Raw genomic sequence first — 12,766 nt, 5'->3', positions numbered from 1 at the left:
GTCACCTGGACGTTGTTGTTATCAGGGGAGCCAAGGCGAGAAAGTCGCCTTGAGATGAGGCGTGTGCCGCGAATTGGTTAACGGACTGTTTTTGGAGTATAGATGTGCAAACTTCTAATAAGAACGCACATAAAAACCGGTCCAACATGCAAAAAAACATCACCTCCCTCGGTTCACTGAACTGGGATGACCTCAAGTTTTTTCTGGAAGTCGCCCGCACCCGCAAGGCCAGCACTGCCGCCAAGCGCCTGGCGGTCGACTACACCACCGTGTCTCGGCGCATCAGTTCGCTGGAGGCCGCACTGGGCACTTTGCTGTTCGAGAAGTCCCGGACCAGCGGCTTCGTCCTGACCGCCGAAGGCCAACGGTTGATGGGTTACGCGGAGTCGATTGAAAGCACCCTGCACATGGCGTGCGAGCAGGTGTCCGGCTCCGGCGTGGCGCTATCGGGCCACGTGCGCATGGGCTGCACCGAAGGCTTCGGCACGTTTTTCATCACGCCGCAGCTGAGCCACTTCATCGACACCTACCCGGCGATCTCGGTGGATATCCTGCCGCTGCCGCACTTCATCAGCCTGTCCAAGCGCGAGGCCGACATCGTCATCGCCCTGGAGCGCCCGGAGCATGGTCCATACGTCTGCTGCAAACTGTGCGACTACCGATTGCAGCTGTACGCGACCCAGGACTATCTCGACAACCACCCACCGATCAGCCGATCCACCGACTTGGCCAAACATTCGTTTATCAGCTACGTCGACGATCTGGCGTTCAGCTCGGAGCTGCTGTATCTGGCAAACGTCTTGCCCGGTGCCAGCGCCAACTTGCGCAGTACCAGCGTGATCGCGCAGTTCGTGGCGGCGCAGCAGGGCCGCTCACTGGCGATCCTGCCCTGCTTCCTCGCCGCCCAGGATCCGCGTTTGCTGCCGGTATTGCCGCAGGAGATCAACATCACCCGGCAGTTCTGGATGTACTGTCGCGAGGACCTGAGGAAGCTCAAGCGGATCACCCTGCTGTGGGATTACATCCGGGAGGTGACCGAGCGTAATCAGGCACTGTTGATGGGTGAGAGCCGGGAGATTCGGTTCGCCGACTGATCTGGCCAGCACAAGGGCTGTCAGCCGTCCCCTTCCTTCAACTCCAGCATCAAGCCGCTCAAACGCTTGACCTTGCGCCGCACCGCCTCTTCAAAAACCCCGGAGCGCGGTTCAATCAAGGTGAACCAGTCCTTGGCCCGGGTGATCCCGGTGTAGATCAGTTCCTTGGTGAGCACCGGGTTCAGGGCATCCGGCAGGATCAACGCGGTGTGGGCAAATTCCGATCCCTGGGATTTGTGCACGGTCATGGCATACACGGTTTCAACATCGTTGAGCCGACTTGGCAGAACAAAACGAACACCGCCCTGCCCATCGTTACGCGCAAAGGCCACCCGCAAGACAGGCTTGCCTGCTTGGGAACCCTCGCGCTCAGGCAGTTTGAGCGCAATGCCGATGTCGCCGTTCATCAAACCCAGACCATAATCATTACGCGTCATCAGCACGGGACGACCCTCATACCACTGCTGGTCACTGTCAATCAGCCGCGCCTTGAGCAATGCTCCGGCCACTCGCTGGTTCAAGCCCTCCACGCCCCATGGCCCTTTGCGCACGGCACACACCAACTGAAATGCGTCGAAGGCCTGCAGGACTTGGCGCGCCCACTCGGTCCAGCACGAATCTTCCAGCGGGCTATCGAGTGCTGGCCGCTGATTGCGCAGCACGTTCAAATAATGGCGATAACCTTGCGGCCCTTCACCATGGCCGTCGAGCAACAAGCGCTCCAGCGCGCGATCCTGCTCATTCTTCAGGGACAGGCAAAACACGTCCTCGTGGCTGCGTGCCGCCAACAATCTGCGGGCCTCTTCGGGCTGCTGCTGGTTGACCCATCGTGCCAACTGACCAATTCCGCTGCCTTCGCCGAATCGCCGCGAGTGACGCAGCATTACCACTTGCTGGGCCAGCGGATGAACATTGAGGGTATCTTCGTGCAACCCGCTGGCCTCGAGGTTTTCGCCGCTGACGGCCTCCAGCCACTGACGCGTCTGCGGACTGTACCAACCGCCCTCGGCATCGCGACACAGATCCCCGAGCACGGCACCGGCCTCCACCGACGCCAACTGATCCTTGTCACCCAACAACACCAGACGGGCGTGAGGCGGCAGCGCATCGAGCAAATTGGCCATCATTTCCAGGTCGATCATCGAGGCTTCGTCCACCACCAATACATCCAGTGGCAAACGATTGGCGGCGTGATGGCGAAAATGCCGCGTCCCGGGACGGCTGCCGAGCAAACGGTGAACGGTGGTAACGTCCGACGGGATTTTATCGCGTATGGCTTGCGTGACCTTCAGCGTTCTGACCTGCTGGCTGATCGACTCGGTGAGGCGCGCCGCCGCTTTTCCGGTCGGTGCAGCGAGGCGAATACGCAGCGGCTTGCCAGCTTCCACGGCAGGTGCCTGAAGTAGAGCCAGCAAGCGCACGACCGTCGTGGTCTTGCCGGTCCCCGGACCGCCGGTCACGATGCTGAAAGCACCTCGGGTCGCCAGTGCGCAAGCCAGTTTCTGCCAGTCGATGACCTCACCGGTCCTGGCCGGACCGAACAGCTCGGTGAGGCGCTGCAAGAGATCACTCGGCGTCGCTTCGTGCGCGGCCAGGCGCTCACGCAGCAAGTTGTCGATGCGTCGCTCGTAGGTCCAATAGCGGCGCAAATACAGGCGTTTTCCTGACAAGACCAACGGCCGCTGCTGCACCGCTTCACGCGGGTCTGCCGCCAATGCAACCAGACTGCTGGATGCCAGCACCTTGCACCAATGCCCGCCGTCCACGGCCTCCAGCAACTGCGACGGAAGCAACATCACGCCACTCTGCTGATCACCTTCCGGAGGCAACGACAACGCGAAGTCCGGCTCTTTGAGTGTTTCGAACAGATCCAGGCAGACATGGCCGTGACCCAATTGGTGACTGGTCAACGCTGCCGCCAGCAACACCAACGGGTCATCATCGGGAGCCAGCTCATGGAGAAAGGCAACGAAAGCTTTGTCCAGCGACCGCAGCCAGCCTCGCTCGACCCAGCGTGTGAGCAATCTCAGCAAATCGTCGGCGCGATCCAAAGGTTTGATATCTACAAGGCTGTCGGCAACCGTCAGCACGTCGGCGAAAGTGCGGCTCATAGCAATACTCCCTGTTCCCAGGCGGGTTCGGCCCTGGGTTGCGGTTTACCCTGGAACAGCCGGTCCAGTTGTTCGATCAACTCCCTTGGCGGTCGGGCGAAATACGCACCCTGGCTCGGCGCCCGCGACCCCCGCAGGAACAGGTACAACGCACCTCCGACATGTCGGTCGTAGTCGTAATCGGCAAGCCGGGCCTTGAGTTGGCGATGCAAAGCCAGAAGGTACAGCACGTATTGCAGGTCATATCGGTTGTCGAGAACAGACTGCTCCATCGCCTGCGCGGTATAGGCTCCGTCATCGACGCCGAGCCAATTGGACTTGTAGTCGGCGACATAATAGCGGCCGTCGTGCTCGAAGGTCAGATCGATAAAACCCTTGAACATCCCATTGAGCATCACCGGTTCGGCCGCCACACGGACCACGCCGTCATGGGTGTATTGGCAGACCAATGCATCGAGCTTGAGCACGTCGACTTTGTGGCTGGCAAACCAGAACTCCATCTCGACCTGGTACTGACTCAACTCTTCAAGAACCACGGGAGCCTGCCCGCTACCAACAGGCAGTGCGGACTTGAGCAGATGCTGCAACCAGTCACTGAGCGTGGTAATCCAGCCTTCCCAGCCACGGCGATTACAGCGGCGGGCGATAGCGTCTTCCACGGCTTTGGGCGTGGCGCAAAAACCTTCGTTACCCGCCCACTCGAGCAAACCATGGAGAAAAGTACCGGGATTCGGACCACGCGGGAATCGATGGATATCGGCACCGCCAGCGATCATCTCCCGGGGAGCCTGTGGATCGAGACGTTCGTCGTCAAAGAGTTTCTGGGCCTGCGGGCTCTCGGGCGCCTCATCGCTGCCGATGCTCAGACTGTCACCTATGCGCAAGGCACTGTAGGAGGCGATCCACCAGTTTTCACTGGCCTTGCGCTTGGGAATCAACGGGGCCAGCAACGCCGCCGTGTTCTGCGGCGGATGGTAAAGCTCGGCACTGGCTTCTGGCAGGTCACTGCAACCTATCGCCGGACAGTCCTGTTGCAGGTCTCGCAACCAGATACTCAGCCCCGCCGATTCGCCCAGTGAAGCGCCGCCGCCCAACAGATAACCCAATGCCGACAGGTGCAGCACCGAGTTGTGGTTATTGCCGCGCTTGAGATCGGTCACCCCCAACCAGCACGCATGCTGCGCCCGGGTCAGTGCCACATAGAGCAAGCGCAGATCTTCGGCCAGACGTTCGTCGTCGGCCAGGGCGATCAACTCGGGCGTCGGGCTCAACGTCACTTGAGCCTTGCCCGTGGCGTCGTGGTAATGCAACGGCAGGCGACTGCCATCCACCGGTTTCGCCGAACAAATGAACGGCAGGAACACCAGGGGATACTCAAGTCCTTTGGACTTGTGAATGGTCACCACCTTGACCAGTTGCTCATCGCTTTCCAGCCGCAGGATCTGCTCTTCGCCGGCCTGACCGGACAACGCCAGATGCTCGCAGAGATGCCGTATCAACGCCTGCTCTCCATCCAGTTCAGCGGCAGCCTGCTGCAGCAACTCGGACAGGTGCAAAAGGTTGGTCAACACCCGCTCGCCATCGTTGCGGGCGATCAATGACTGGGGCAACCGAAAGTCGTGCAGCAGGCGGCGCAGCATCGGCAAGACACCCTGCTTGCGCCACAGCTCACGATATCCGCGAAACTGCATGACCCGCGCTTCCCAGGCCAGTTCGTCCTGGTTCAACTGCTCCAACTCTGCCAGCGACAGGTTCAACGTGAGGCTGGCCAATGCGGCGCGCAGCGGTCGCTCGACATCCGGCTCGGCACAGGCCTTCAACCACGTGAGAACGTCGTGAGCTTCCTGCGCGGCGAACACTGAATCCTTGTCCGACAGATAAACACTGCGCACGCCTCGGGCAGCCAGCTCTGCGCGCACGGCCTGCGCCTCCTTGCCATCACGGACAAGGATCGCGATGTCCGCGGGCATCAGGCCTTTGAATTCGTTGTCACGCAGGAAGCCCGCTCGACCTTGTTGTCCACCGTTGAGCAATGCCGTGATTTCACTGGCACACGCCGCGGCAAGTTGCTTTCGATACACCGCACCGGACAACGGTTGCTCGGCGGGCAAGTGCCAGATATTCAGCGCGGGGACGCACTGATGGTTGATCTGCAGAACTTCTTTGCGCCCCTGCGAATCGACCGGCAGGAACGGGACAGGGTTATCACCGTCTTTCTCGCGAAACAGGAAAGCTCCGCGTCCGGACTCGCGACACTCGGCATACTCAAACACATGGTTCACGGCATCGACCATGCCGTGGCTGGAGCGGAAGTTGGTGCCCAATGTATGCAGGCGCCCGGTGGTTGCCTGACGGGCGCGAAGGTAGGTGTAGATGTCGGCACCGCGGAAGGCGTAGATCGCCTGTTTCGGGTCGCCGATCAGGAACAGACCGCTTTCTGGATTGTTGTCCTCAACGCGGTAGATGCTTTCGAAGATTCGGTATTGCACCGGGTCGGTGTCCTGGAACTCATCGATCAGCGCGACCGGGAACTGTTCGCGGATCAAGGTCGCCAGTCGCTCACCACCGTCGGACTGCAATGCCGCGTCGAGGCGCAGCAGCATGTCGTCAAAACCCATTTCGGCACGGCGACGCTTTTCCTCCTCGAACCGCGCACCAACCCAATGGGCAGCGTGTTGCAATACGGCGGCATCGGGCGTCGGCAAACTGTCGAGACTGGCTTTCAGACCGGACATGGCATCCAGACCAGGATGGCTGGGCACTTCACCCTTCTTCCAGGCCTCGGCCATACCGTCGGGTGTAAGACGCGTGAAGCCGGTACCGATATCCAGTTGCTCGATGGTTTCGTCTTCAGCCCAGGCTTTGATTTTTTCAAACCATGATTCGAAGTAACGGACCTGCATCTTGCGTCCGTCGACACTTTTGCTGGCGACACCTTCGTGACAGATCGCCAACAACTCGTCGGCCCATCGACACCAGGGCTGCTTGAGCTCAAGCAATGCGGCTCGTCGTTCCTGCAAACATTCGCTGATCAACGTTGCGGGCTCTTTACCGGCTAAGGTGTCCCGCTCACTGGAAAACAGTCCTCGAATTCGCGGCAGCAAAGCAGCCGGCCCGCCCCAGTTGCCGCGCACCCAGCTCAGGGCATCGCCTTGCATGGGGTAGCAAAACAATCGCCAATAGTCGCGCAGCACTTCGCCGAGCAGATCGCTGTGATCGGTTTCCAGTGTCTGGGTGAACAGACTTCCACTGTCGAACGCGTGTTCGCGCAACATGCGCTGACACCAACTGTGAATGGTCGACACGGCTGCTTCGTCCATCCATTGCGCGGCGATGTCGAGGCGATTTGCACAGCCTGGCCAGAGCTCGGCCGGATATTGATCACGCAGTTCGCCTATCAGTGCATCCGGAGCGGGGGTTTCATCGCGAAAGAATCGTGCGGCTTCAGCCAGTCGCGTGCGAATGCGCTCGCGCAGTTCTTTGGTGGCAGCGTCGGTAAACGTCACAACGAGGATTTGCGGAGGTAACAGCTCACGTCCGAAACCATTGGACTCCCCGCCATGGCCGAGGACCAGGCGCAGGTAGAGCGCAGAGATCGTGAAAGTCTTGCCGGTACCGGCGCTGGCTTCGATCAACTGGCTGCCGCGCAGCGGAAATGCCAGGGCCAGCGGTGTCTTGGTGGTCATGGGCGGGCCTCGTCGCTGGACAATGAACGCCAAGAGGCTTCGAGCAACGGTCGATACAGAGCGTCGCACCAGTCGAAAAACGTCTCGTCGGCGGTCAACGCGTCGTAATCGGCAAACTGTCGAGCAAGCGCGAGGCTTTCACGTCGCTCTCCATTGGTAGTCAATCCATCACCTTCATAGGCTTTTCGAGCGGCTGCTTCGGCTTTGACCCTATCGGTCTGACCCAACCAGGCAAAAGCGGTTTTGATCGCGATCGGAAGTGGCTGACGCATGCCCGATTGCCAAGCGAGCAACAGGTCTTCCAGTATTCGTTGTGCTGACTCCACCTGCATTGGAGCGAGTACCAGACTGTCATCACTGGCCACCAACGCGGTGGTCATCGACAGACCGCTGGCGCAAGCAACCAGATGATTGACCCACGGCCGAGTCAGACGATGCCATTTGCGGGACTTGATCGAACCGATGCTGTTGGGGATTGTGGTCACAGACAGCAAACCACCGTCTGCCCGTTGATGCAGACCACTGAGCCACCCCTCAATGCGCAAGGCATGCGACGACAGACTTACCGGTAATGCGCTGGTCAGCGGAGTTGGCCATAGCGCCAGGAGTTGTTGGTAGCGTTGCAGCAAATCCGGCAACGGCTCAATCAACTCTCGCTGGAGGCATTCACCAAAGCCCGCCATTGGCAGCAATCCACTGTTCTGAAGACGCCGGGCCTGCAGATGCAACGCCTGATCGGTGTCATCCAGGTCTGCCATTGCGGCTTCAAGCAAACGGTCACTCAGGCTGTAGCGTTGCAAGGCATCAAGGACAAAGGGCTCCTCATCGGCGAGAGGCGCTTCGGCAGCCTCGAAAAACACTTTCAGCCGCTGACTGAAGAAGTGTCGCACGGGGTTGCGCAGAAAATCCTGCAACTGACCGAGCGTAAGCGGCTCATCCTGAACGTGGGCGCCAAGCAACTCGATGTCGACCGTTGGCTCCGTCAATCGATGAAGCACTTGCCACTCGTTGGCGTAGCTGAACAGGTCATCGCCTTCGTGAAAATAACGGGCACTGAATGGTTGCAGGGGATGTTCCCGGGTAATCGCGTCAAGCAGGTCTCCCGCGGAATTGGCAAGCTGCCAGCCGCTGGCCAGGTGGTCCCGTAGCTGGCCAATCAGCACCGATGCGGGTCTTTCACTGTTGTCGCGAATACTTCGGCCAACCCAACTGATATAGAGCTGCTCACGTGCGGATAAAAGCGCTTCGAGCAGCAAGTAGCGGTCGTCTTCGCGCCGCGAGCGATCACCGGGGCGGTAATCACTGCCCATGAGATCGAAGTCCAGCGGTGGCTGTGCCCGCGGGTAGTCGCCGTCATTCATGCCTAGCAGGCAAACCAATTTGAACGGGATCGCACGCATGGGCATCAAGGTGCAAAAATTGACCGCTCCCGCCAAGAAGCGTTGGGACAAGCGCCCCTGATCAAGACCGGCAAGCCAGGCTTCGCGGACAACGGTCAGCGGCAGTTCGTCTAGCAGTCCTACTGATTCACAACTCTCAAGCCAGGCTTCGCGCAACGTTTCCAGCTGGCTCAGCAAATAGTCGTCGTGTTCATTACTGGCCTGAAAGAACAGCGCTACCAATGCCTGCAAGCGCAGGCTCCATTGCTGGGGAGATGCTGGTTGTGCCAGTTCGTGGTGAGCGATCTCAAGTGCATCCAGCAATGCAACCAACGGACCTATGAGCGCAGCATCAAGACCACCGATCTCGTCGTATGGCTCGATTTCTCCACAGGCACTGCCGTTGCCAACCGCGTAACCGAGCAACATTCGCCGCAGCCCGAAACGCCAACTGTTTTGCTCCAGCGCTTGCGGCAGGCCAAGACCTGCACGCTGCTGCGCGTTTATGCCCCAACGAATACCCGCGCCTTCGATCCAGCGGTGCAGGGTCGGCAGGTCACGCTCCTCTACGCCAAAGCGGGCACGTAATGCAGGAACGTCCAATAGATCAAGAATCTCGCTAACAGGGAAACGACTGTCCGGCAGCTTGAGCAAATGTTCGACGGCAATCAGCAACGGATCACGACCACGCTGCCCCTGATCGGCCAGTGTGAAGGGGATGAATCGCGGATCATGTCGCTCAAGCTGACCGAACACTGCACGGATATGCGGTGCATAGCTGTCGATGTCGGGGACCATCACGATCACGTCACGAGGACGTAACAGGGGATTTTCGCTGAAGCGCGCGAGCAGTTGATCGTGCAGGATCTCTACTTCGCGCTGAGCGCTATGAGCGATGTGGAAACGGATCGACTCGTCCTCGTCCAGGCTCACAGATGGCCATAACTCGCGAGTCTCATTCAGGGGACGTAGTTCCAGGATGTCATCCTGCAACTGGTTGAGCATATTCAGTGGTTGGCTTTCGCTGAACAGGTCGATGCGACCGTCGCGAAATGCCGAGCGATAACTGTTGGGATCGTCGTAGCTGTCCAGCAGATTGATGTAGTCCCGTCCCTGCTTGCCCCAGGCAGCCAGTAGCGGATGGGCATGCTGATGAAGCGTTGTGGAATCGAGTACAACCGGCATGCCACTCTTGCGAGCCTGACGCTTGTATTGATGCCGCAAGAGGTCTTTATCGGCGACGATGTCTGCCCAATGGTGACGACATGGGTTATGTACGCACAGCAGAACCTGGCTGAAGCGAGCCAGCCCCGCCAGAGCTTCAAGGGCTTGAGCGGGCAGTGAGGAAATGCCGAAAACGATAACCCGTGAAGGCAACCCTGGTGGAGCATCATTGAGGTTGTTGATGCGCTCGATAAACCGCTGATGGACGCCGGCACGGCTTTGCGCCATGCCCTCTTCACCAACATCCAATAGAAGTGCACGCCACAGCTCAGCCTGCCAGCAATTGGCTGCAGTCAGTGGCTTGGTTTCTCCTCTGCCGCTGCGCAATTGGTGCCTACCTTCTGCCCAGTCTTCGAGCCAATCGGCGCGGTACACCTGATACTGGTCGAACAGGTCCGCTAGCCGCTCAGACAACTGATAGCGCTTGCGCAGATCGGAGTCATTGGTCAAGAAGCGCTGTAACGGCTCGAAGTGTGGTTCATTGATCAATTGCGGCAGCAGGCGCATCAGACGCCAGGTCAGCGGCGCTTTATCAAGCAAGGACTTGACCGGGATTTCGTCTCGACCCAGGACCATACGATAGAGCTGCCACATGAAACTGCCGGGCAACTGCACATCGATGGCTGCGGCAATTCCACAGCCTCCCATGTCGTCATCTTCAGCGTCTTCAGCCAGTGCTAATTTCAGCCATTGGGCGATGCCGTTGCTCTGCACCAGGGCGATTTCATTTTCCAGGGGGGCCAGCGGGTAACGCCGCATCCAGCTCACCACTAGGCTGCGTAACTCGTCCAGGCGGTTACCGTGAACCACCATAAAACCAGCACTGAGGGACGTTGCGTCCGGCATAAAGGCCTCCTTGGAAAGCGCAAATCGAGGGACGACTTTAGCATTGAAGGCGACTTGCTTCATGTGTAGGAGCGAGCGATGGTCGTTAACGGTAACGCGTACTTACTGACTAAACGCAGCCCTCCTGAGTCCATCGCGAGCAAGCTCGCTCGCGCAGGAAAAAAAGGCGCAAAAACAAAACCCCAACTGCTTTCGCAATTGGGGTTTCGGAATTTAATCTTGACGATGACCTACTCTCACATGGGGAAACCCCACACTACCATCGGCGATGCATCGTTTCACTGCTGAGTTCGGGATGGGATCAGGTGGTTCCAATGCTCTATGGTCGTCAAGAAATTCGGGTACCGAATCGTGACCAGATGGCCGCGCTTCAGCAAATTGGGGATGTGATAGCTTGGTGTTTTGTGAGTATTTCGAACTTTCGGTTCATTGCGTCTTCACACACCGCAATCTGATGCTCTTTCGAGAAGCAAATTGCTTGGGTGTTATATGGTCAAGCCTCACGGGCAATTAGTATTGGTTAGCTCAACGCCTCACAGCGCTTACACACCCAACCTATCAACGTCGTAGTCTTCGACGGCCCTTCAGGGGACTCAAGGTCCCAGTGAGATCTCATCTTGAGGCTAGTTTCCCGCTTAGATGCTTTCAGCGGTTATCTATTCCGAACATAGCTACCCGGCAATGCCACTGGCGTGACAACCGGAACACCAGAGGTTCGTCCACTCCGGTCCTCTCGTACTAGGAGCAGCCCCTCTCAAATCTCAAACGTCCACGGCAGATAGGGACCGAACTGTCTCACGACGTTCTAAACCCAGCTCGCGTACCACTTTAAATGGCGAACAGCCATACCCTTGGGACCGGCTTCAGCCCCAGGATGTGATGAGCCGACATCGAGGTGCCAAACACCGCCGTCGATATGAACTCTTGGGCGGTATCAGCCTGTTATCCCCGGAGTACCTTTTATCCGTTGAGCGATGGCCCTTCCATACAGAACCACCGGATCACTAAGACCTACTTTCGTACCTGCTCGACGTGTCTGTCTCGCAGTCAAGCGCGCTTTTGCCTTTATACTCTACGACCGATTTCCGACCGGTCTGAGCGCACCTTCGTACTCCTCCGTTACTCTTTAGGAGGAGACCGCCCCAGTCAAACTACCCACCATACACTGTCCTCGATCCGGATAACGGACCTGAGTTAGAACCTCAAAGTTGCCAGGGTGGTATTTCAAGGTTGGCTCCACGCGAACTGGCGTCCACGCTTCAAAGCCTCCCACCTATCCTACACAAGCAAATTCAAAGTCCAGTGCAAAGCTATAGTAAAGGTTCACGGGGTCTTTCCGTCTAGCCGCGGATACACTGCATCTTCACAGCGATTTCAATTTCACTGAGTCTCGGGTGGAGACAGCGCCGCCATCGTTACGCCATTCGTGCAGGTCGGAACTTACCCGACAAGGAATTTCGCTACCTTAGGACCGTTATAGTTACGGCCGCCGTTTACCGGGGCTTCGATCAAGAGCTTCGCGTTAGCTAACCCCATCAATTAACCTTCCGGCACCGGGCAGGCGTCACACCCTATACGTCCACTTTCGTGTTTGCAGAGTGCTGTGTTTTTAATAAACAGTCGCAGCGGCCTGGTATCTTCGACCGGCGTGGGCTTACGCAGTAAATGCTTCACCCTCACCGGCGCACCTTCTCCCGAAGTTACGGTGCCATTTTGCCTAGTTCCTTCACCCGAGTTCTCTCAAGCGCCTTGGTATTCTCTACCCAACCACCTGTGTCGGTTTGGGGTACGGTTCCTGGTTACCTGAAGCTTAGAAGCTTTTCTTGGAAGCATGGCATCAACCACTTCGTGTTCTAAAAGAACACTCGTCATCAGCTCTCGGCCTTAGAATCCCGGATTTACCTAAGATTCCAGCCTACCACCTTAAACTTGGACAACCAACGCCAAGCTGGCCTAGCCTTCTCCGTCCCTCCATCGCAATAACCAGAAGTACAGGAATATTAACCTGTTTTCCATCGACTACGCTTTTCAGCCTCGCCTTAGGGACCGACTAACCCTGCGTCGATTAACGTTGCGCAGGAAACCTTGGTCTTTCGGCGTGGGTGTTTTTCACACCCATTGTCGTTACTCATGTCAGCATTCGCACTTCTGATACCTCCAGCAAGCTTCTCAACTCACCTTCACAGGCTTACAGAACGCTCCTCTACCGCATCACCTAAGTGATACCCGTAGCTTCGGTGTATGGTTTGAGCCCCGTTACATCTTCCGCGCAGGCCGACTCGACTAGTGAGCTATTACGCTTTCTTTAAAGGGTGGCTGCTTCTAAGCCAACCTCCTAGCTGTCTAAGCCTTCCCACATCGTTTCCCACTTAACCATAACTTTGGGACCTTAGCTGACGGTCTGGGTTGTTTCCCTTTTCACGACG

The 12,766-nt window shown here is 57.9% G+C and carries 4 protein-coding genes and 2 rRNA genes (1 of these 6 only partly in view); 1 reads left to right on the top strand and 5 read right to left on the bottom strand.

All coding sequences use genetic code 11. The features are described from left to right. Positions 1-146 precede the first annotated feature (146 nt). Complete coding sequence (locus QMK58_RS03930; RefSeq protein WP_053154228.1) at positions 147-1,094, top strand: LysR family transcriptional regulator; 948 nt, start codon at positions 147-149, stop codon at positions 1,092-1,094. 20 nt (positions 1,095-1,114) lie between these two features. Here the strand turns inward: QMK58_RS03930 and recD are convergent, their stop codons facing one another. From recD to QMK58_RS03905, 5 genes are all read right to left on the bottom strand, one after another. Beyond that, positions 1,115-3,205, bottom strand: coding sequence for an exodeoxyribonuclease V subunit alpha (gene recD / locus QMK58_RS03925; RefSeq protein ID WP_320395891.1), 2,091 nt, complete (start codon positions 3,203-3,205; stop codon positions 1,115-1,117). Then, entirely contained in the window at positions 3,202-6,891 is a 3,690-nt protein-coding gene (recB, locus tag QMK58_RS03920; RefSeq protein WP_320395890.1) for an exodeoxyribonuclease V subunit beta, read from the bottom strand. Before recB ends, recD begins: the two co-directional genes overlap by 4 nt. Then, on the bottom strand, positions 6,888-10,340 hold the full coding sequence (gene recC, locus QMK58_RS03915) for an exodeoxyribonuclease V subunit gamma (RefSeq protein ID WP_053154218.1): 3,453 nt from the start codon (positions 10,338-10,340) through the stop codon (positions 6,888-6,890). The genes recB and recC overlap by 4 nt, the downstream gene beginning before the upstream one ends. A gap of 217 nt (positions 10,341-10,557) precedes the next feature. Further along, positions 10,558-10,673 (bottom strand): 5S ribosomal RNA (rrf, locus tag QMK58_RS03910). A gap of 156 nt (positions 10,674-10,829) precedes the next feature. After that, a 23S ribosomal RNA gene (locus tag QMK58_RS03905) occupies positions 10,830-12,766 on the bottom strand (it continues 955 nt past the right edge of the window).

This window comes from Pseudomonas sp. P8_241, from assembly GCF_034008315.1.
Lineage (GTDB): Bacteria > Pseudomonadota > Gammaproteobacteria > Pseudomonadales > Pseudomonadaceae > Aquipseudomonas.
The sequence above is the reverse complement of the archived record's forward strand: the minus strand, read 5'-3'. Positions and strand labels throughout refer to the sequence as shown.

Coding starts and splice junctions, on each gene's coding strand:
- QMK58_RS03930 (WP_053154228.1), top strand. CDS start 147: ATGCAAAAAAACATCACCTCCCTCGGTTCACTGAACTGGGATGACCTC.
- recD (WP_320395891.1), bottom strand. CDS start 3,205: ATGAGCCGCACTTTCGCCGACGTGCTGACGGTTGCCGACAGCCTTGTA.
- recC (WP_053154218.1), bottom strand. CDS start 10,340: ATGCCGGACGCAACGTCCCTCAGTGCTGGTTTTATGGTGGTTCACGGT.
- recB (WP_320395890.1), bottom strand. CDS start 6,891: ATGACCACCAAGACACCGCTGGCCCTGGCATTTCCGCTGCGCGGCAGC.